13 protein-coding genes, 1 tRNA gene and 1 other RNA gene are annotated in these 20592 nt (G+C 72.8%); 10 read left to right on the forward strand and 5 right to left on the reverse strand.

Going from position 1 to position 20592, the window contains the following annotated elements; all coding sequences use genetic code 11:
- Positions 1–32: 32 nt before the first annotated feature.
- Positions 33–132: signal recognition particle sRNA small type (ffs, locus tag IF47_RS29340), an RNA gene on the reverse strand.
- Positions 133–226: 94 nt separating this feature from the next.
- On the opposite strand from ffs, the gene IF47_RS0111605 reads away from it, so the two are divergent.
- From IF47_RS0111605 to nshR, 5 genes are all read left to right on the forward strand, one after another.
- Positions 227–311 (forward strand) — tRNA-Ser (locus IF47_RS0111605).
- A gap of 474 nt (positions 312–785) precedes the next feature.
- Entirely contained in the window at positions 786–965 is a 180-nt protein-coding gene (locus IF47_RS30660; protein WP_157839950.1) for a hypothetical protein, read from the forward strand.
- 282 nt (positions 966–1247) lie between these two features.
- Positions 1248–3695, forward strand: coding sequence for a helicase C-terminal domain-containing protein (locus IF47_RS0111615; protein ID WP_245641085.1), 2448 nt, complete (start codon positions 1248–1250; stop codon positions 3693–3695).
- A 97-nt stretch (positions 3696–3792) separates the two neighbouring features.
- Positions 3793–4689: a phosphorothioated DNA-binding restriction endonuclease gene (locus tag IF47_RS0111620; protein ID WP_031508597.1), complete on the forward strand. Its 897-nt coding sequence runs from the start codon at positions 3793–3795 to the stop codon at positions 4687–4689.
- Between the two features lie 300 nt (positions 4690–4989).
- Positions 4990–5799: an NshR/TsnR family 23S rRNA methyltransferase gene (gene nshR, locus IF47_RS0111625; protein ID WP_031508599.1), complete on the forward strand. Its 810-nt coding sequence runs from the start codon at positions 4990–4992 to the stop codon at positions 5797–5799.
- Positions 5800–5889: 90 nt separating this feature from the next.
- Here the strand turns inward: nshR and IF47_RS0111630 are convergent, their stop codons facing one another.
- Positions 5890–6471, reverse strand: a complete 582-nt coding sequence (locus IF47_RS0111630; protein ID WP_078591757.1) for a TetR family transcriptional regulator C-terminal domain-containing protein — start codon at positions 6469–6471, stop codon at positions 5890–5892.
- A 342-nt stretch (positions 6472–6813) separates the two neighbouring features.
- Here IF47_RS0111630 and IF47_RS0111635 point away from each other — a divergent pair, with 342 nt between their 5' ends.
- The gene (locus tag IF47_RS0111635; RefSeq protein WP_245641086.1) at positions 6814–9414 is read left to right on the forward strand and encodes a beta-glucosidase family protein; all 2601 of its coding nucleotides are present in this window, start codon (positions 6814–6816) and stop codon (positions 9412–9414) included.
- A 109-nt stretch (positions 9415–9523) separates the two neighbouring features.
- Positions 9524–11443: an RICIN domain-containing protein gene (locus IF47_RS0111640; protein WP_031508602.1), complete on the forward strand. Its 1920-nt coding sequence runs from the start codon at positions 9524–9526 to the stop codon at positions 11441–11443.
- Positions 11444–11551: 108 nt separating this feature from the next.
- Here the strand turns inward: IF47_RS0111640 and IF47_RS0111645 are convergent, their stop codons facing one another.
- Both IF47_RS0111645 and IF47_RS0111650 read right to left on the reverse strand, forming a co-directional pair.
- Complete coding sequence (locus IF47_RS0111645; RefSeq protein WP_031508603.1) at positions 11552–13189, reverse strand: cation:proton antiporter; 1638 nt, start codon at positions 13187–13189, stop codon at positions 11552–11554.
- Positions 13190–13276: 87 nt separating this feature from the next.
- Positions 13277–14125 (reverse strand): universal stress protein, encoded by an 849-nt coding sequence (locus IF47_RS0111650; RefSeq protein ID WP_031508604.1) that lies wholly within the window; start codon positions 14123–14125, stop codon positions 13277–13279.
- A gap of 225 nt (positions 14126–14350) precedes the next feature.
- Between IF47_RS0111650 and IF47_RS0111655 the strand changes: the two genes are divergently transcribed.
- The gene (locus tag IF47_RS0111655; protein WP_031508606.1) at positions 14351–15490 is read left to right on the forward strand and encodes a glutathione-independent formaldehyde dehydrogenase; all 1140 of its coding nucleotides are present in this window, start codon (positions 14351–14353) and stop codon (positions 15488–15490) included.
- Positions 15491–15835: 345 nt separating this feature from the next.
- Entirely contained in the window at positions 15836–18166 is a 2331-nt protein-coding gene (locus IF47_RS0111660; RefSeq protein WP_037732430.1) for a rhamnogalacturonan lyase, read from the forward strand.
- A gap of 57 nt (positions 18167–18223) precedes the next feature.
- Here IF47_RS0111660 and IF47_RS0111665 read toward each other — a convergent pair whose 3' ends face one another.
- The gene (locus tag IF47_RS0111665; RefSeq protein ID WP_031508608.1) at positions 18224–19060 is read right to left on the reverse strand and encodes a patatin-like phospholipase family protein; all 837 of its coding nucleotides are present in this window, start codon (positions 19058–19060) and stop codon (positions 18224–18226) included.
- Positions 19061–19332: 272 nt separating this feature from the next.
- Here IF47_RS0111665 and IF47_RS0111670 point away from each other — a divergent pair, with 272 nt between their 5' ends.
- Positions 19333–20583 carry an FAD-binding protein gene (locus IF47_RS0111670; RefSeq protein ID WP_031508609.1) on the forward strand — a complete coding sequence of 417 codons (1251 nt, stop codon included), beginning with the start codon at positions 19333–19335 and terminating at the stop codon, positions 20581–20583.
- The last annotated feature ends 9 nt before the right edge of the window (positions 20584–20592 follow it).

A 20592-nucleotide genomic window follows, 5' to 3' on the forward strand; every position in this document is an offset into this window, starting at 1 on the left:
ATATCGGCCCGCACCGACAAACCGTGCCCGGGAAACCGAGCGCCCCCCACGCACCCGCCAGAGCCCACCTACCCTTGCTGCCTTCCGGCCCTGGGGGGGGTTCAGTGAGATAGCGCCACGTGAGGGGCTGCGCCCAGCCTACCGGATGTCGGAGGCGACCGATGCCGGGGGGAGCCCGCGAGGGCGGGTTCGCTTCCACTCCCCCGCGTCATGTAATGTTTCCGGCGGAGGATTCGCCTAGAGGCCTAGGGCGCACGCTTGGAAAGCGTGTTGGGGGCAACCCCTCACGAGTTCGAATCTCGTATCCTCCGCCGGCTCAGAGGGCCGGACCGCATCAGCGGTCCGGCCCTCTGGCGTTCTTCCGTCTCAGTTTCCGTCTCAGTCGGTCCTGCAGCGGGTGCCGAACTCGTGCCAGGACGTTTCCAGACCCTGACCATGGCCACGGCGCCTGCTGCACATCGAGCGGTCCTCTCCGTGCTCGGCAGGATCTACGCAGCCCCTGCCACCGACAACGATCGGAGTACAGCCGGCCAGTGCGGACAGGCCGTCGCCGACGTGAGCAAGCACACCGGGCAGGGAGTTGCGCGCCTAACCGTTCAAGGGTGTAGGGCCCTCGCAGATTATGGATCCGCTGCCAAAACCGCAGGTCACATGGGGGTTGCAGCGCTAACCCTCACGTCCCCCATTCTCGCCGTGCTGCCGGAGACCTCCGCAGCCCGCAGAAGGGGTGAACTCCACGCACACCCCAGTACGTGCGACCGCACGACTACTGAGAGGGACGTTTGATGACTCTGAACACTCTTGTGCTCGCCATGGTGGTCGTCGTTCTGACGCTGCTCGTGGCCTTCGCACTCGGCGCGCTGGTGCGTTTCCGCCCCACGCTGACCGGACCGGTCCAGGCCGCGATGGGCGGCATCACGACGATGGTGGCGCTGCTGGCCATGCTCGTCGCCGTCGCCCGCTGACAGTTGTAACGGCGCGCTTCTCGACCCCGTAGGCGTTTCACCCGCCCATCAGGGCAGACGGAAGGCCCCGACCGATCAGGTCGGGGCCTTCGTCGTGTCGTGGCCGTGGCGTCGACGGCCGACGTCGAACCGTTCTTCCCGCCGCGGATACCTGTTCGAACAGCGTGGTGGGGGAGTCCCCTTCCGTGTGATGCGTGCGGCCCGGCCCGTCCGCCATGCTTGCGTCCTGTACCGGGCCGCGTTCCGGTCCAAGCGCGACGTCGTTCCAAGGCTCCAAGCGAGGTGCTCGACATCAGTACGTCCGGTGGATCAACACTGGCTTCCTGGCTGCACGCTCTGGACGCCACACGGCTGAAACAGATCCTGGTGGCGCGTGCGGACGCCGTGTGCCCGCCCGAGCCGCGGTCGGTCGGCGAACTGGCGGACCGGCTTCAGCGCCCGGGGTCGGTGGCGCTCGTACTGCCCCGGCTCGCGCTGCCGCACCTGCAGGTCGCCGAAGCCCTCGCGGCGCTGGGGCCCGTGTCGCGCGATGCCCTGGCGGGGCTGCTGGGAGCCGTGGACGGTGAGCGCGGTCGCGGGCTGGACGCCGCACTGGAGGCGCTGGCCGACCGTGCCCTGGTCTGGCCGGACGGCGAGGGGCTGCTGCGCATGGCGGCGCCGCTGCGAGAGGTGTGGGACACGCCGCTGGGGCTGGACGCGCCGCTGACCGACCTGCTGTCCCACGTGACCTCCGAAGAACTGCGGCGGATGCTGGGGACGTTGGGGATCAAGGCACCGAGCACCAGGCAGCAGCGGATGGCGGCGCTGGTCGATCACCACGGTGATCCGGAAAGAGTCGCCGACGTGGTGGCACAGGCGCCCGCGGCCGCCCGGAAGCTGCTCGAACGCCGGGCGAGGACCGCGCCCGAACGACCGGAGTCCATCGTGTTCGGGGGTCTGGGGGAGAACTCCGAGCCGGGTGCGCGGTGGGCCCTGGAGCGAGGGCTGCTGATCCAGGACCGTCACCGGTACGGGCCCGCGCGCATGCCGGCCGAGGTGGCGCTCGCGCTGCGCGGGGCCGACTGGCGCGCCCCGTTCGAGCCCACCCCGCCCGTCACGGCGTCGGTGCCCGCCACACCGGCGGACGTGGCGGGGGAGGCGGCGGCAGCGGCCATGGCCTTCGCCACCCGGGCCACATCGGTTCTGGCCGTGTCCGCCGCCGCTCCGCCGGCCCGTCTGAAGGCCGGCGGGATCGGAGCGCGGGAGCTGTCCAGGGTCGGCAAGGCGGCCCGGTGCGACGACGTCGTCGTGCGCGTCGTCCTGGAGACGGCGTACGCGGCCGGGCTGCTGGCCCGGGACGGTGACAGGGTCGCCGTGACGGAGGCCTACGACGCCTGGACCGAGCGGGAACCGGCCGAGCAGGCCGCCGTGCTCCTTCGGGCGTGGTGGAAGCTGCCGCTCACCCCGGCCCGAACCCGCGACGAGGAGGGCAGGGCCCTGCCCGCTCTCGCCGGAGCACCGCCCTGCGCCGGCTGCCGCCACGCCCGGGAAGGGCTCCTCGTCACCGCGGCGCGACTCCCGGCGGGACGGGGGGTGAGGAGTGGTGCGGAACTGGGAGCGCTGATCGCCTGGCATCGGCCCCTGACCGAGCAACTCCCCCAGGACGCCACGCCCTTCGCCACCGTGATCCGCGAGGCGGAACTGCTCGGTGTCATCGCCCGCGGCGCCCTGTCCCCCCTCGGGACCGCTCTGCTGGAGGACGACGCCGGGGCGGCCGGGGCACTGGCCGCCGCCTGCCGACGGCTGGTGCCCGCCGCCACCACGGTCGCCCGCTTCGGTGCCGACCTCACGGCCGTCGTCGCGGGCATACCGTCCGCCCGCCTCGCCGCGCTGCTGGACTCCGTCGCCGATCGGGAAGCGGGCGGTACGGCGTCGGTGTGGCGATTCGGCCCGGCCACCGTCCGCCGCGCCCTGGACGCCGGTCGCGACCCCGACTCGATCGTGGACGAGCTGACCGCCGTCGCCGCCGAGCCACTGCCCCAGCCGCTGTCCTATCTGATCCACGACACGGCGCGCGGTCACGGCCGGGTGCGTGTCGCGGCCTCGGCCTGCGTGATCCACAGCGAGGAGCCCGCCCTGCTGGACGAGCTGGCCGCCCATCGGAAACTCGCCGGGCTCGGCCTCCGGCGACTGGCGCCGACGGTGCTGGTGAGCCGGACCCCGCTGGAGCGGACCCTGGCCGCGCTGCGGACCGCGGGCTGCGCGCCCGTCGCCGAGGAGGCCGACGGGACCGTGCGCGTCGATCGGGCCACGCGCCGCCGCGCGGCCTCCCCCGTCCCATCGCCGCGCTCGTCGGGCCACCGGGGAGAGGCCGCCCGCACGGCAGGGGTTTCCACGGCAGGCGTTCCCACGGCGGTGGACCCGAGCGCGCTGGCCGCCCGGCTGCGGGCCGCCCCAGTGGTCGCCCCGCAGCCCGACCCGTACAACGGGGTGCCCTTCGACAGCGACACCGAGGAGATCATCGCCGGGTGCGCGCGCCGGCTGCCCCTCGCCGATGTCCGCCAACTGGCCCATGCCGTCGACGAGGGGCAGGCGGTCACCATCGAGTACGTCGCCGCCTCGGGCAACCGCACCGTGCGCACCGTCAGCGAGCTCGAACTCGACGCGCCCCACCTGTACGCCTGGTGCCATCTGCGCGACGACGAGCGCGTGTTCACCCTCTCCCGGATTCACGGGGTCATGCCCGCGTAGCCGAGGACGCCGGCCGCCGGCGAATCGGTGCCCCTCGGCCGTGGTCCGCATCCCGCCCCGTGCGGGTCGGGGCGGCGCGGCACTACGCTCACCGGCCATGGACTGGCTCGAGCGCACGGCGAAGCTGCGGCAGTGGAGCAGAAGCGGGGCGCGCGCCCCGCACAAGCCGCTGCTGCTCCTGTACGCACTCGGCCGGTTCCAACGGGATGCCGACGACGAGCTGCGGTACACCTCGGTGGAGGAAGACCTGCGACGGCTGCTGGCCGAGTACGGCCCGCCCCACAGGACGACGCCCGCCTACCCGTTCCATCACCTGGTGAGCGACGGGGTGTGGGAGGTGCGCACCGATCGTGGCCCCGGCAGCCCGGGCAGCGAGGTACGGAAGCTGCGGGCGACGGGTGCCGCGGGTCGGCTGGCGCCGGACCTGCGGGCGGCGCTGCGGCGGGACCCCTCACTGCTCGGCCGGATGGCGCGGGTCCTGCTCGACCTGAACTTTCCGCCCTCGCTCCACGACGAGTTGTGCGAGGCCGTCGGCCTGGAGCCGGAGCACGCGGAGGTCACGGGGCTTTCGTCCGCGCGGAGGCGGCGGGACCCACGGATGCGGGAGCTGGTCCTGACGGCCTACGAGTACCGGTGCGCCTTCTGCGGCTACGACGGCAGGATCGGCGCGGTGCCGGTCGGGCTGGAGGCCGCGCACGTGCGGTGGTGGGCGTTCGGCGGCCCGGACGACGTCGACAACGGACTGTGTCTGTGCTCGCTGCACCACAAGCTCTTCGACAGAGGCGTCCTCGGCATCGGCGACGACCACCGCATCCTGGTCTCGCAGCGCTTCGTCGGCCGGAGCTCCGCCGCCCGTGAGCACGTCACGGCGCTCGCCGACCGTACGGTCATCGGTCCTCGCCCGGGCGTCCCCCCCGTCGCGGCGACCCATCGCGCCTGGCACACCAGCCAGGTCTTCCACGGCACCCCACACCCCACCGCCGCCGCCACCTGATCCCGGCCGGAGCTTCGCACCGCGGAAAACTCCCCTTTCGTTTCTCGACGGAGAACACGGAGCGCTGCGGGAAAGCAGGGAAATGATCGCGCGCGACGACCCGAAAGGAATTCACGGAATTCCCCGAATTCAGAGAGCGCCGCACTCCCGCGTGGCGTCCTCTCTCCCCACACCACCGGACGGCATTTCCCCATCGCGGCCGGACACCGGCCACGGGCCGCGCGGCGCCTGTTCTCCCCGGCCCCACACCGCCGGCCGTCACCCGGAAAATCCCGGCCCGGGAGGCGCTAGGATCGGCGCATGACCGAGTTGACCACCATCACCTCCCCTTCCGACCCCGCGGTGCGGCGAATCATCGACGTCACCAAACCTTCGAGGGCCAGTATCAAAACCGTTTTGATCGAGGACACCGAACCTCTCATGCAATGCCTGGGAGCGGGCGTCGAATTCATCGAGGTGTACGGCAGCGACAGCGTTCCGTTCTCTCCCGAACTGCTCGACGCGTGCAGGCAGCGGAACGTTCCGGTCCGTCTCGTCGAATCGACGATCGTCAATCAACTGTTCAAGGGGGAACGGAAGGCCAAGACGTTCGGCATCGCGCGTGTTCCGCGACCGGCTCGGTTCCGTGACATCGCGGAGCGCGGCGGGGACGTCGTCGTTCTCGACGGCGTGAGGATCGTCGGGAACATCGGCGCGATCGTGCGGACGTCCCTGGCGCTGGGGGCCTCGGGAATCGTCCTGGTCGACAGCGACCTCACCAGCATCGCCGACCGGCGTCTGCTGCGGGCCAGTCGGGGTTATGTCTTCTCCCTCCCCGTCGTGCTCTCCAGCCGTGCGGACGCGGTCGCCTTCATCCGCGACAACGGGATTCCGTTGATGACGTTCGAAGCCGACGGCGAGCTCACCGTCAAGGAGCTCGGCGACAACCAGGAGCGGCTTGCCCTGTTGTTCGGCAGCGAGAAGGGCGGTCCCTCCGACCCGTTCAAGGAAGTGTCCGCCACATCGGTCTCCATTCCGATGATCGATTCCGCCGAGTCCCTCAATGTCTCGGTTTCGGTCGGCATCGCACTGCACGAGAGGTTCCGGAGGAACTCCGCCGTCGGCCGCTGAGCCGGCGGTCTCCGCACGGTGTGCCGCTCCTCCGGCCGACCGGTCGCCCCATCGGCGGGGTGACCGGACGGCTCCGGAACGCGCCGGAGATCACTCCGCGCCGGGCGCGGACGTCCCGTCCCGCGTCTCGGGAAGCGGCCCGGCGCCGAACCCGGTGAGCAGGGCCGAGATGGCGCGCTCGGTGGAGGCGGCCATGTCCACGGACTCCGGGGAGAGCAGCCACTGGACCTGGAGGCCGTCCATGACGGCGATGATCGCGTTGGCCGCGTCCCGCACGTCCAGGTCCTCGCGGACCTCGCCCAGCTCGCACGCCTCGGTCAGCGCCTCGACCACGAGCGCGCGCAGGCCGGCGTAGCGGTCGCGGAAGTACTCCTGGGCGGGGTGGTCCTCGGTGACACTCTCCGCCGAGAGCACGGCGTACATGCGCACGATGCCCTCGCGTTCGGCGTTGCGGCGCACGGTGTCGACCAGGTGCCGCAGGAACGCCAGGCCACGGGGGCGTTCGGGGCCCAGGTGCTCGATGTCGGTCCGATCGCGCAGCTCCAGGACACCGGCGAGCAGGAGCGCCTTGGAGCGGAAGTAGTGCAGCACGCCGGCCTGGGTGAGTCCGGCTCGGTCGGCGATCTCGGCCAGTGACGCGTTGTTGTACCCGCGGGCGGCGAAGGTCTCCATGGCGATGCGCAGGATCTCCTGGCTCCGCTGCCGGGCCTCCGGGCTCTTGGGGACGCGGGGCCGCCGCGCCCCGCCCGCCTTCTTCGCGTTCACCGGCCGCAGTCTACGGCCCCCCGACCGCCTCCTCACGGCCCGCCCGGGGCCCTCGGCGAGATCGGCGGGATCTCTCCACGGCAACTTACCAAGTACTCGGTAGGTGTGCTTTCATGCTCCCGTTCCGCCCGCTTCACGCCTCGTCGGAGGCCTGGAAGGACGCGCATGAACTCCCTCTCCCATCCCGTCTCCGACCGGCCGCGGAACCGCCCGCCCACCTCCGGCCGGCCGGCGGACCCCGTGAACCCCGTGAACCCCGTGAACCCCTTGGACGACGCCGAACTCCTGCGGCGCACAAGGGGTTTGGACCTGGAGTCCAAGGTCCGGCTGCTGACCGGGGCGGCCCTGTGGGATCTGCCCGACGAACCCCGGCTCGGCCTGCGCCCGGTGGTGATGTCCGACGGCCCGCAGGGCGTGCGCGGCACCGGCGCGGACCCCGACGCCAGAGGGCTGCTCGCCCCCGCGCCCAGCGCCGTGGGCGCGACCTGGGACCCGGAGACGGCCGAGCGGCTGGGACGTCTCTTCGCCGTCGAGGCCCGCCGCAAGGGCGTCGACGTGGTGCTGGCCCCGCTGCTGAACCTCCAGCGCACCCCCGTGGCCGGGCGGCACTTCGAGTACTTCTCCGAGGATCCCCTGCTCACCGCCGTCCTGGCCGCCGCCGTCGTCCGCGGTCTCCAGGGCCGCGGGGTGGCGGCGTGCCCCAAGCACTTCGTGGCCAACGACTCGGAGACCGACCGCACCCGCTACCGCTCCCGGATCGACGAGCGCACCCTGCGCGAGGTCTACCTGGCGCCCTTCGAGCAGGTCGTCGCCGAGGCCGGCCCGTGGAGCGTCATGGCGGCCTACTCGGGCACCGACGACGGCGTCGAGTCGGCTCCGATGAGCGAGCACCGGCGGCTGTTGCGCGGGGTCCTCAAGGGGGAGTTGGGCTTCGACGGCCCGGTGGTCAGCGACTGGGCCGCCACCCGCTCCACCGTCGCCTCCGCCGTCGGCGGCCTCGACCTGGTGATGCCGGGGCCCGACGGCCCGTGGGGCGCGGCGCTCACGGCGGCGGTGCGCGCGGGCGAGGTGCCCGAGGAGCTCGTGGACGACAAGGTGCTGCGGCTGCTGCGGTTGGCCCGGCGCACCGGCCGGCTCGGCGATCCGTGGGAGCCCGGCACGCCCCCGCCGCCGCTCCCGGTGCGCGGGGGCGAACCGTCCGAAGTACCGCCCGAAGCGCCCTCCGAGGAGGAGTTCGCCCTGCTGCGGGAGATCGCCGCGCGCGGCACCGTCCTGCTCCGCGACGAGACCGGGCTGCTGCCGCTGGCCTTGGACGGCCTCGACGGCGACGCCGGCATCGCCCTGATCGGCCCGAACGCCGTGGACCCCTACCTCCAGGGCGGCGGCAGCGCCTTCGTCCCGGCCGTCCGCACGGTCTCCTTCGCCGAGGGGCTCCGCGCGGCGCTGCCCGAGCGCGTACGGCTCACCACGCACCGCGGCGGCGACTCCCGCCGCCGGCCGCCCTTCGTCCCCGCCGCCCTGCTCACCGACCCCGACGGCAGCGGACCGGGCGTCCGCGCGGACCACCTGGCCGCCGACGGGCGGCGGCTCGGCGGGGACGTCCGCGCCACCGGAGACTGGGGCGGCTACGGCGACTTCCCGCCCGACACCCACCGGGTGGTGCTGCGCACCGCCCTCACTCTCGACGAACCCGGCACGCACCACCTGGAGTTCGGCTGCGTGGGCCGGTTCCGGGTGGACGTGGACGGCGAGACGGTGTTCCGAGGGGACGACGACCGGGGCGTCGGCCTGGTCCTGGACTCCAGCCACAACCACCCCCGCACGCACGGCGTCGAGGTGACCGTCGACGGCACCGGGCCGCGCCGCGTCGAGGTGACCGTCGACCTGACCGTCGTGGACGCCGACGGGTACGGCCGCTTCGTCACCGCCCACCTGCGTCTGCGTCCGCCGGGGCCCTCGCCACAGGAGGAGATCGCCGAGGCGGTCGCCGCGGCCCGCCGGGCCGACGTCGCCGTCGTGGTGGTGGGCACCAACGAGGAGGTCGAGTCGGAGGGCTGGGACCGCACCGGCCTGGAACTGCCCGCGCCGCAGGACGAGTTGGTGCGACGGGTGGTCGCCGCCAACCCCCGGACCGTCGTGGTGGTCAACGCGGGCGCACCCGTCCTGCTGCCCTGGGCCGACGAGGTGCCGGCGCTGCTGTGGGCCTGGCTGCCGGGCCAGGAGGCCGGACACGCGCTGGCCGACGTGCTGCTGGGCCGCGTCGAGCCCGCCGGACGCCTCCCGTGGACCCTGCCGGCCCGCGCCGAGGACGTGCCGGTGCCCGACGCCCTGCCGGTCGACGGGACCGTGACCTACTCCGAGGGCGTCCACATCGGGCACCGCGCCTGGGACCGGGCCGGCCTGACGCCCGCCTTCCCCTTCGGACACGGCCTGGGCTGGACGACCTGGGCCTACGAGTCCGCCCGCGCCACCCCCGCGGCACGGGACGGCGCGGGCGGGTTCCGGGTGACGGTGGAGCTGGCCAACACCGGCCCCCGCGAGGGGCGGGAGACCGTCCAGGTCTATCTGGAGGCGCCTACGGAGGGCCCCGAGCGCCCCCCGCGCACGCTCGCCGGGTTCACCACCGTCCGGGCCGCGGCCGGCGACCGCGTCCACGCCGACGTGGACGTCCCCGCCCGCGCCTTCCGCGTCTGGGACGCGGACCGGGGCGGTTGGACGGTCCCACCCGGCCGGTACCGGCTGCGCGTCGGGCGGTCCAGCCGTGATCTGCGGCTCTCCGTCGAGGTCGAGATCGGCGTCGAGGCCGGGAGCGAAGCCGGCGTCGAGACGGGTGCCGGCACCGGCGCCTGAACCAGGGGCGGCCGAACGCCCGTCCGGCCGCCCCGGCTCCCACACCAACCCCCACACCCCCCACGACACTCCCCCCACCACACCCCCCCCACGAAAAGGAGCCGCACCGATGGCACTCACCCTTCGAAGAGGCACCTCCGGGCGTCCGGTCCGCCGGGCCGCCCTCGCGGCGTTCGGCACCCTGCTCCTCGCCGGCGGCGGCCTGGCCGTCACCGGCCCCGACACCGCGCGGGCGGCCGACCCCACCGCGCGGGTGTGGACCACCACCCCCGACGGGGCCAGGAAGCTCGCGGACGGCGGCACCGTCCCCTTCACCTCCCGGCCGCAGTCGATCGACATCCGCGTCGACGCGAACAGCACCGCGCAGCGCTTCACCGGCGCCGGCGCCTCCGTCACCGAGGCGTCCGCGCACCTGATCCGGCGGCTCCCCCAGGGGCAGCGGGACTCCCTGCTGGAGTCGCTGTTCTCCGAGGAGAACGGCATCGGCCTCAACTACCTGCGCCAGCCGCTCGGCAGCACCGACTTCGACGCCGACGCGAGCCACTCCACCTACGAGGACACGCGCGGCAACTTCACCATCGCCCGCGACCTGCCGGAGATCGTCCCCGTCCTGAAGCAGGCCGTCTCCATCAACCCGGACATCCGCTTCATGGGCTCCCCCTGGTCGCCGCCCGCGTGGATGAAGACCGGTGGATCGCTGAACGGCGGCAGCCTGAAGCCCGAGCACCACCAGGACTACGCCGACTACCTGGTCAAGGCCATCCGCGCGTACCGGCAGCAGGGCATCACCCTCACCGACCTGACGGTGCAGAACGAGCCCCTGTTCGCCACCACCTACCCGTCCATGAGCATGACCGCGGCCGAGCAGGCCGCGTTCCTGAAGGTCCTGGACCGCACCCTGACCGCCGCGGGCCTGCCCACCAACGTGCTCGCCCACGACCACAACTGGGACCGTCCCGACTACCCGCTGGCCGTCCTCGACGCCACCCGCGGCATCGACCGGGTCATCGGCGCCGCCTTCCACTGCTACGGCGGTTCCCCCGAGGCCCAGGACCGGATCCGCCAGGCCGGCAAGCGGGTCTTCTTCACCGAGTGCTCCGGCACGGACAGCGCCGACCCCGCCGCCACCTTCGCCGACACCCTCCGCTGGCACGCGGAGAACCTCGTCGTCCGCAACATGCGCAACGGCGGCGAGACCGTGATCACCTGGAACCTCGCCCTCGACGCGGACGGCGGCCCGCACCAGGGCCACTGCGGCACCCGGTGCAACGGCGTGGTGGAGATCGCGGGCGACCGCGTGACCCGGGGCGCCGAGTACTACGTCCTCGGCCACGTCACGAGGTTCGTCGAGCCCGGGGCCGTCCGGGTCGGCTCCACCAGCCAGGGACCGGGCGGCGTGCAGAACGTCGTCTTCCGCAACCCCGACGGCTCGCGGGCCGCGTACGTGGTGAACACCGCCTCCTCCGCCCAGCGGTTCTCGATCACCGAGAACGGGCGCTCGCTCTCCCACGAGCTGCCCGCCGGCGCCGTGGCCACCTTCGTCTGGGGCGACGGCACCACCCCGCCGCCCTCCGACGCCATCGACCCGGACCGCTGGTACCAGGTGGTCAACACGGGCAGCGGTCGCTGCCTGGACGCGGCGGACTGGGGCACGGCGGACGGCACGCGGCTCCAGCAGTGGGCGTGCGGCTCCCCCGACCAGGCCAACCAGAACTGGCGGCTGATCCCCGTCGGCGACGGCCAGCACCGGGTGGTCAACCGGCACAACTCCAAGGTGTGGGACGTCGACGGCGGCTCCGGGGCGACCGCCGACGGCACCCGGGTCCACCTGTGGAGTCACACGGGCAACACCAATCAGCACTGGTACGCGGAGCCGGTCGGCACCGGCGCCCACCGGTTCGTCGCCCACCACAGCGGCAAGTGCCTGACCGTCGAGGGCGGCTCCACCGCGGACGGCGCCGGCCTGTCCCAGCGGACGTGCGACGGCTCGGCGGCCCAGTCCTTCCGCCTGGTGGCGACCTCCCTCTGACCCCACCCGCTCGCCCTCGGGCCCGGTCGCGCGGCGACCGGGCCCTTCGGCGTGTTCGGGGACCTCCTCGCGGACCGGACCGGTCCGAGCACCGGTGACCTGCGGCCGTCACCGGCGCAGCAGTTCCTCCAGGGACTCGGCCACGGCCGACGCGGCGAAGCCGAAGGGCTCGATGACCAGGTCGACGCCCTCGGCCCGCAGTTGCCCGGCCACGCGACGGGAGTGCGCGGTGAGCGCGACCACGCCCCGGTACCGGTGGTGCCGCAGTCCGTGCAACAGGACCTTGTTGGTCTCCGGAACCGGGATCGTGCTGATCACGCACCGGGCCCGGCCCAGCGGCAGGGCCTCCAGGAAGTGCACGTCCTCGGCGCTGCCGAAGACGGCGGTCACCCCGGTCCGGTCGTTGCGCCGCACGCGGTGCGGGTCGAAGTCGACCGCCAGCACCCGGTGTCCGGCCGCGCCCAGCCGGTCGGCCAGGAGACCGCCGAAGCGGCCCAGCCCGTAGAGGATGACGTCGACCTCGTGGTGGGCCGCCGGAAGCCGGGCCGTGCGGCCGTCGCTCCGGTCGAACCGCGTCAACCACCGCTCCACGCGCCGGTAGATCTGCTGCGAATAGAGGATGAGGTAGGTGGAGCCGCCGATGGTGACCAGCCCGACGACGGTGATCAGGCTGACGGTGGCGCTGGTGATGTGGCCGAGGCCGTACCCGAGCGCGGCGAGGATCAGGGAGAACTCCGAGATCTGGGCGACCGTGAGCCCGGCGAGGAACCCCACCCGCACCGGGTAGCGCATGGCGGTCATGATGACGACCACGATCAGCGGATTGCCGACGAGCACGAACGCGGAGAAGACCAGCGCCTCGACGAGCTGCGTGCCGGCGTCGTCGAACTCCAGCCGGGCGCCCAGCTCCAGGAAGAAGAAGAGCAGGAGGAAGTCGCGCAGGCTGACCAGCCTGGCCCCCATGGCGTCGCGGTAGGGGGTGCCCGCCAGGGAGACGCCCGCCAGGAACGCCCCGACCTCGGAACTGAAGCCCAGCCACTCGCTCAGCGCGGCGACCGACACGGCGTAGGCCACGCCGAAGAGCAGCAGCAGTTCCTGGGACCGGGCGACGTGGTGCAGCAGGTGGGGCAGGACGTGGCGCGTGAGGAGGGCGACGCCCGCCAGCAGCCCCAGCCCCTTGGCGAAGACCAGCGCCACCTCCAGGGCCATGCTGTCGGCGGTGCCGCCGGTCCGCTGCCCGAACGCGGTCAGCGCGATCATCACCAGCACCACGACGATGTCCTGGACGATGAGGAAGCCCACCGCGATGCGGCCGTGGAGCTCGTCCAACTCCCGCTTGTCGGAGAGCAGCTTCACGATGATGATCGTGGAGGAGAAGGTGAGCGCGACCGCGACGTAGAGCGCCGTCACGGTGTCCATGCCCAGCGCGAGGGCGATCAGGTAGCCGATCACCGAGGTGAACAGGACCTGACCGAGACCGGTGGCCAGGGCCACGGGTCCGGTGGTGCGGACCAGGTGCAGGTCCAGCCGGAGCCCCACCAGGAACAGCAGCACCGCGATGCCCAGTCGGGCGAGCAGTTCGACGGTGCCCTCGGACTCCACCCAGCCGGTGCCCGTCGGGCCGACCAGGATGCCGACCCCGATGAAGGCGACGATCAGCGGTTGCCGCAGTTTGACGGCCAGCAGCCCCACCGCGGCCGAGATGGCGAGGACCGCGGCGACGATGGAGAAGTCGTGCGCTTCCATGGCTTCCGCTCGCTCAGGGTGGGGCGGATGGAGAGCGGTCCCGAGCGGGACAGGAGCGGTCCCGAGCGGGACGCGAGCGGGGCGACGTCACCGTTCGGCGTTCGGGACGACCAGTACGTCGCACGGTGACCGGACCACCACGTGCCGGGCGACGCTGCCGAGGAAGGTGTAGCCGAGGCCGGAGCGCGTCCCCGTGCCGACCGCGACCAGATCGGCTCCCAGGCTCTCGGCCCGTTCCGGCACGGTGTCCTGCGCTCGTCCCGGCACGACCAGGACGCGGTCGGGTCTCGGGTGCAGGGTGTCCGCCAGCCGTTCGATGCCTGGGCGGGCCTGCTCGACGACCGCGCTCCGCAGTTGTTCCAGTCCGGCGTCGTCCACGCCCTGTTGGAGCAGCAGACGTTCGCCGGGCACGAGACCGGCGTGCAGCACCAGGTGCTCCGCCTCGGGGGTCAGCCCGGTGCCGACGCGGGCGGCCTCGCGGGAGACCTCCGAGTCGTCGACGGCGAGCAGGACCCTGCGGTACGCGGTGTCCGCCGGGCGTCTGACGATCAGGGTCGGGACCCCGCTCGCCCGCACCAGGTTCGCGGGAACGCCCCCGATGGAGGCGTCCGGCCGCCGGTGCGCTCCGTGGGCCCCCACCACCAGCAGGTCCGCGTCCGTCTTCCGCGCCTCGTCCAAAAGGGCGTGCCCGGTCCGGCCGAACCGCAGTCCGGTTTCGACGTTCTCCCCGCCGTCCGCGTACCGGCGGGTCCGGGAGCGCAACCGCGCCCCGGCGAACTCCACCAGGTCGGGATCGACGCCGGGGGACAGGACGTGCACCACGCGGACGCGGGCGCCGTGGGCCGTGGCGAGCGCGACGGCGCGGTCGGCGGCTTCTCCTCCGTGCTCGGAGAGGTCGGTGGCCGCCAGTACGCACTGGGGTGGCACTGAGTACATCGGCATCACCCTCAGTTCACTGTCCTGAATGTCAGGTTAGTGGCTTTGGAGGAAGTCGACAGCACCACGGTCCGCCGATGTTTCGCCCCACGACACACGGACACTCGCACACCCGATCAGAGGAATACCCCATATACCCGAATCATGCGGTGTGTACCCCGGCCGTGCGAACCCGGCCGCACGCCCACGGAACCTGGACGCAGCACCCCATCCAGGGAGGCACCAGTGAAAGCCGTCGTCTACAAGGAACCGTTCAAGGTGGCCGTGGAGGACGTACCCGACCCGCGGATCGAGCACCCCAACGACGTGATCGTCAAGGTCACCACCACCGCGATCTGCGGCTCCGACCTGCACATGTACGAGGGGCGCACCGGAGCGGAACCGGGCATCGTCTTCGGCCACGAGAACATGGGCATCGTGGAGGAGACCGGACCGGGCGTCACCTCGATCCACCAGGGGGACCGGGTGGTCCTCCCGTTCAACGTGGCCTGTGGGTTCTGCAAGAACTGCCTGGCCGGTAGGACGGGCTTCTGCCTGACCGTCAACGAGGGCTTCGCCGGCGGCGCCTACGGCTACGTGTCGATGGGGCCCTTCACCGGTGGACAGGCGCAGTACCTGCGGGTGCCCTACGCCGACTTCAACTGCCTGAAGCTGCCCCCGGGCGACGAGCACGAGGACGACTTCGCGCTGCTGGCCGACATCTTCCCCACCGGCTACCACGCGACCGAGCTGGCACACGTCTCCCCCGGGGAGTCGGTGTGCGTGTTCGGCGCCGGACCGGTCGGGCTGATGGCGTCCTACTCCGCGCTCCTGCGCGGCGCGTCCCGCGTCTTCGTCGTCGACCGGCAGCCGGACCGGCTGCGTGTCGCGCACGAGATCGGCGCGATCCCGATCGACTACAGCAAGGGGGACGCCGCCGAGCAGATCAGGGAGCAGACGGACGGCGAGGGCACGGACAAGGGCATCGACGCCGTGGGCTATCAGGCCACGGTGGCCGAGGGCCAGGAGCAGCCGGCGATGGTGCTCAACACCCTGGTCGAGTCCGTGCGTCCCACCGGGATGCTCGGCGTCGTGGGCCTCTACGTCCCCTCGGACCCCGGCGGCCCCAGCGACAGCGCGAAGAAGGGCGAACTGCTCGTCAAGATCGGCAAGTTCTTCGAGAAGGGCCTGCGCATGGGCACCGGCCAGGCGAACGTCAAGTCGTACAACCGCCAGTTGCGCGACATGATCATCGCCGGGCGGGCCAACCCCAGCTTCGTGGTCTCCCACCGGCTGCCGCTGGCCAAGGCACCCGAGGCCTACGAGAGCTTCGACAAGCGGGAGAACGGCTGGACGAAGGTCCTGCTCAAGCCCCAGATGGCCTGACGCGCCCCACCCCGTGCCCCCGCGCCCGAGCGCGGGGGCACGGTCGTCCTCGGCGCGATCCTCGGGACGGCGCTCGGGCCGAGGACGCGTCGGCCCGGCGTCCGACGACAGCGGTGCCGGCGGAAGACCGGGGAAAGCCGAGAAAGGCGGGAAAGCCAGGGGTAAAGCCGGCGGGAGGCGAGTGCTCCCTCCCAGGTCAGAAGCGATGTGCGACGCGGAGTCTTGACGGGGCACCCCGGGGGGCCTACTGTCGCGCCCGCTCTTTGAAACGAATCAATTGAAACGTATCAACCCGGTTGTCCCGGCCGTCCGGGGCGGGGACCGAGAGTGGGAGAGGGCCGCGCGATGACACCCACGGCGAAACGTGGAAAGACCTTCGAAGTCCGACGCCGACGGAGACCGACCGCGCTGCTGGCCGCGGCGGTGGCCGGGCTGCTGGCGCTCGGCGCCCCGGCCGCCCAGGCCGACGGGACGCCCCGCGGCGACCGCGGCAAGGGCTCGTCCGGCATCCGCCTCGAACGCCTCGACCGCGGCCTCGTGGCCGTCTCCACCGACGAGGGCGTCTTCCTGAGCTGGCGACTGCTCGGCCACGAGGTCACCGGCCACACCGCCAGCGGCATGGCCGGCGCGGACTTCCGCGTCTACCGCGACGGGAAGCGGATCGCCACCGTCACCGACAGCACCAACTTCCTCGACCGGAACGCCCCCGCCGGCGCCGAGTACCGCGTCGCCGCCGTCGTCCGCGGGAAGGAGACCGACCGCAGCGCCGCCGTCACCCCCCGCTCCGAGGCGTACGTCGAACTGCCGCTGAGGAAACCCGCGGACGGCGTCACGCCGGCGGGCGAGAAGTACACCTACTCGGCCAACGACATGAGCGTCGGCGACGTCGACGGCGACGGCCGGTACGAGTACGTCGTCAAGTGGGACCCGTCCAACTCCAAGGATGTCTCGCAGGTGGGCTACACCGGCAACGTCTACATCGACACCTACCGCCTCGACGGCACCCTCCTGCACCGCGTCGACCTGGGCGTCAACATCCGCGCGGGCGCCCACTACACGCAGTTCCTCGTCTACGACTTCGACGGCGACGGCCGCTCGGAGATGATGTTCAAGACCGCGCCCGGCACGAAGACCATCCGCTACGACAAGCGGGGCCGCGTCGTCTCCGAACGGTACGTCACCATGCCGCGCGCGGACGTGAAGGCCGGGCACTCCCACCGGGACGACCACCGGATGAGCGCCGAGGACTACCGCGAGCACCTCGTGGACATGTTCCGCGGCTGGCACGAGCACCCCGAGGTGGTGGCCGGGAACTGGCCCGCCACCCTGGAGGAGGCGTTCGGCATCGAGCGGCGCCACACGTACCCGCTCTCCCGCGCCGCCGCCGAGGACCTCGCCGACCACTTCCTCGACGTCTACGCGCCGAGCCGCAGCGCCCGCAACAACCTGCGTGCCTTCGAGGGCTTCGTCCTCACCGGCCCCGAGTACCTGACGGTCTTCGACGGCGCCACCGGCCGCGAACTCCAGACCGTCCGCTACCAGCCCGGACGGCACGACGACGGTCTGATGTGGGGCGACTACGCCATGAGCCGCATCGAGCCGGGCAACCGCGTCGACCGCTTCCTGTCCGGCGTGGCCTACCTGGACGGCGAGCACCCCTCGGCCGTCTTCGCCCGCGGCTACTACACGCGCGCCACCCTCGTCGCCTACCGCTGGGACGGCAAGCGTCTGAAGCGCGACTGGTACGTCGACAGCGGCTGGACGCCCATGGACAACCCGTTCGACGACGGTCCCCACGGCGTGGACGGCACCGATCCCGAGTACGGCACCCTCACCACGCAGGGCTTCCACTCGCTCAGCGCGGCGGACGTGGACGGCGACGGACGCCAGGAGATCGTCTACGGCGCCGCCACCATCGACGACGACGGCAGCCTGCTGTACAGCTCGTTCGCCGAGGGCCCGCCCGAGAGCGCGGTGCCGGGGCAGGCCGTGCGCCTCGGCCACGGCGACGCCATGCACGTCGCCGACATCGACCCGAACCGGCCCGGCATGGAGATCTTCACCGTCCACGAGGGCGGCTCCTCGGCGCCCTACGGCCACGCGCTGCGCGACGCCGCCACCGGCGAGGTGCTGTACGGCGGCTACACGGGCGTGGACACCGGACGCGGCATGGTCGGCGACATCGACCCGACCCGCCCCGGACTGGAGACCTGGGGGTCCAACGGCGTCGGCCTGTGGAGCGCGGACGGGCTGCGGCTCGGAAGCGCCACGCCCGGCACCAACATGAGCGTCCGCTGGTCCGCGGACCTGACCACGCAGATCGTGAACGGCGCGGGCGAGGCGACACCGACCGTCGACGACTGGCGGCGCGGCACGCTGCTGACCGCCGAGGGCACCCGCACCAACAACGGCACCAAGGGCAACCCGTCCCTGGTGGCCGACGTCCTGGGCGACTGGCGCGAGGAGCTGCTGGTGCGCACGGCGGACAGCACGGCGGTGCGGATGTACATCAGCACCGAGCTCACCGAGCACAAGCTGTACACGCTGATGCACGACCCCCAGTACCGGGTCGAGATCGCCCGGCAGCAGACGACGTACAACCAGCCCGCGTACCCGAGCTTCCATCTGGGCGCGGACACCGACTGGTCGCGGGTGCCCGTCCCCGGCCGCCGGTAGTCGGTAGCCGGTGGCCGGTAATCGGTGACCGGTGGCCGTCCGGTCGGGGTGCGGCGCTCAGTCGTGCCACACCTCGGCCACGGCCTCGGCGTACGCGGCGGCCTGCGCACGTCCCGCGCGTGCGCAGGCCGCCCTGCGCACGGGGTCGAGGGCGTCGCGGCCGAACGCGCGGCGCGCGGCGGCGTCCGGCGTGAGCAGGGCGACCTCCGTGCCGTCCGCCCTCAGCTCAGCGGCGTGTCGGGCCGCGCCCACGCCGCCCGGCCCCTTGGGGATCGGGGCGAGCACCACGACCCGTCCGTGGCCGCGCGCGAGGTCGGCGTTGGTGGTGGATCGCACGCCGCCGTCGATCCACCGCCGCCCGCCGACGGCGATCGGCGGCCACACCCCCGGCAGCGCGCAGCTCGCGGCGACCGCCCGGAGCAGGTCGACGCCGCTGCCGGCGTGGAGGGCCGCCGGCTCGCCGGTGCGCGCGTCCACCGCGGCCAGGCGCAGCGGACGGTCGGGCCACTCCCGCACCGGCATCAGCGTGCCGACGGCCTCCAGCGCCTCCTCCTCCGGGACGGTGCGGGCGGCGAGCGCCATCCGGCCCAGCCGTCGCGCCGTCGCCTCCGGGGTGCGGGAGAGGAGCATCGCCCACAGGAACCTCAGCGTCACGGTGGGCGGGACTCTCAGGACGGGCTCGTCCCCGCGGAGGGTCGTCTGGTCCTCGTAGAGCTCCTCCAGGGGCGTCCCCGCCGCGACCCGCGCGCCCATGATCGCGCCCGCCGACGTGCCGACCACCAGGTCGGCGTCGGTGAGATCCACTCCGGCGTCGGCCAGGCCGGCCAGCACGCCGATCTCCCACGCCCCGCCGGTGAACCCGCCGCCGCCCAGCACCAGGGCCCTGTCCGCCATGCCGTTCCCTCCCGCCGTCCCGAACCGCGCCCGCGCTCGCGTCCGCGTCTGCCCGCGCACTCCTCCGTCCGGTGCCCCACGGCCACGCTCGGCACCGGACGGGCCACTCAAACGGGGACCGCTCCCCATTTATAGAAGCGACTGTAGCACCGGAAACGGGGAGCGCTCCACGTTTCTTTGGAGGCGCTTCCTCCGGGGGCGGCCGGCGGGTGCCGTCGGCCCGCCGGCGTACGCTCGCACGGCCGACGGACCGGGGAGAGTGGGGAGACGCCATGGCCGCGAAACCGACCAACTGGGCGGGGAACGTCGAGTTCGCCGCGCGTGCCCTGCGCCGCCCGACGACGTTCGAGGAGTTCCGGGAGATCGTCGCGACGGGCGACCGCGTCCGGGTGCTGGGCTCGGGGCACTCCTTCAACCGGATCGCCGACACCACGGGCGACCTGGTGGTCCTCGACGGTCTGCCCCGCGCCGTCGAGGTGGACTCCGCGAACGGGACGGTCCGGGTCGGCGCCGCCACCCGGTTCGCCGAGCTGTGCCCGGTGCTGCGGCGGCACGGCCTGGCCCTGCCTAACCTGCCGTCCACCCCGCACTTCACCCTCGCCGGGGCGTACGCCACCGGCACGCACGGTTCGGGGCACACCGGCGGCACGCTGGCCGCCGCCGTGCGGTCCGTGGAACTGGTCACCGCGGACGGGGAGACGGTCACCGTCTCGCGCGGGACCGACGACCACTTCGAGGGGACCGTGGTCTCGCTCGGCTCCCTGGGCGTCGTCACCGCCCTCACCCTGGAGACGTGCCCGACGTTCGAGGTCGAGCAGTACGTCCACGAGGGGCTCGCGTGGCCGGCCTTCCCGGAGGACCTCACCGGCGTGCTGGGCGTCGCGTACAGCGTCAGCGTCTTCACCGACTGGTCCGGCCCGGCGCGGGTGTGGGTCAAGCGCCGGGTCGGCGACCCGCCGCCCGACCCGACCCTGCTGTCCGGCACCCGTCCCGCCGACGGGCCGCGCCATCCCATCGAGGGGATGCCCACGGCCAACGCCACCGAGCAGTCGGGGGTGCCCGGTCCGTGGGACGAGCGGCTTCCGCACTTCCGCGCCGGTTTCGTGCCCAGCGTCGGGGACGAGTTGCAGTCGGAGTACTTCGTGCCCGCCGAGCGGGCCGCCGAGGCCGCCGCCGCGCTGGTCGAACTCGGACCGTTGCTCGCCCCCGTCCTGCGGGTGTCCGAGGTGCGCACCGTGGCCGCCGATCCGCACTGGCTCAGCCCCGCGCACGGCCGGGACAGCGTCGCCTTCCACTTCACCTGGACCTCCGACGCCCGCGCCGTCGCCGGTGTGCTGCCCCGCGTCGAGGCGGCACTGGCCCCCTTCGACGTCCGACCCCACTGGGGGAAGCTCTCCTCCATCGCGCCGGAGGCGACAAGCGCCTCCTACGAGCGGCTGGAGGACTTCCGCGCCCTGCTGGAGCGGTTCGACCCGAAGGGCACGTTCCGCAACGAGCTGATCGACCGGTACTTCCCTCGGTAGGCGAGCGGG

Origin of the sequence: Streptomyces megasporus (genome assembly GCF_000718985.1) — a bacterium.
GTDB classification, from domain to species: domain Bacteria; phylum Actinomycetota; class Actinomycetes; order Streptomycetales; family Streptomycetaceae; genus Streptomyces; species Streptomyces megasporus.